Origin of the sequence: Martelella limonii, from assembly GCF_013344475.1 — a bacterium.
GTDB classification, from domain to species: Bacteria; Pseudomonadota; Alphaproteobacteria; order Rhizobiales; family Rhizobiaceae; genus Martelella; species Martelella limonii.
This window is the reverse complement of the sequence record NZ_JABUOU010000033.1, coordinates 1-742: the sequence shown is the minus strand read 5'-3', so window position 1 is coordinate 742 and position 742 is coordinate 1. Positions and strand designations below refer to the sequence as shown.

The 742-nt window shown below is 60.6% G+C and carries 1 protein-coding gene and 1 pseudogene; both read right to left on the bottom strand.

Annotation, left to right across the window (positions count from 1 at the left end; all coding sequences use genetic code 11):
• Positions 1 to 197, bottom strand: a pseudogene (locus HPQ62_RS20915) (ATP-binding protein); the annotation flags it as partial.
• A gap of 1 nt (position 198) precedes the next feature.
• On the bottom strand, positions 199 to 742 hold a 544-nt coding region (locus tag HPQ62_RS20910), incomplete at its 5' end, for a Mu transposase domain-containing protein (RefSeq protein WP_425312665.1).

Genomic DNA, 742 nt, shown 5'->3' with positions numbered 1-742 from the left:
GGCAACTTGGCGACGGTGAGCTGGTATTTGATGGAGCGCGCCTGCTTCTCGGCGATCTCCGACTGCAGCAGGTTACCCACGATGCGCGGCGGCTCATGCTGCCGCTTGATACCGGAGGCCATGATCTCGTCGTAAGCGCCACGCATACCGAACAGCTTCAGCGCGCCCATCATGTCGAGGATTTGGGATCGTTCCATATCAGCTTGCCCTCCGGAGGCTATCGTAACGTGCGCAATCTGCCAGAGGCTCATGGGTCAGGCGAAGGGCGTCGGGAATGGAGAGAATGGCGGGTGGCTGCGGATCACGATTGCGAGCCAGGATATTGATGATGATGGCGGCCGAGAACACGCCTTGATCGAGCGCTTCCTGGCAGGCCGCCTCGACAGCGGGAAGCCCGTCCAGTCCTACACATTCCAGGATCGACACCATCTGACGATCACCGTCAGCCATGGCCTTTAGCCGACGGCGCACCTTCTCCATGGCAGCCGGCAGAACCCAGTCATGGAAGGGCGCGCCGTTTCTGAGTGCTCCCGGCTTGCGGGTCAGGACCGGTACATAATGCCAAGGATTATAGATCGTCTCGCCGCGGCCGAAGCAGCGCTCATGCTGACCGATCTCGACGCCATCCTGGCGAATGACGATGTGCTCAGCGTATGCGTGGATCTCGGCCGGACGGCCCACAGCGGTCGACAGTACGGAATATTTGTTGTTGTCGAAGCGGACGAGGCAAGTCTTGCCGATC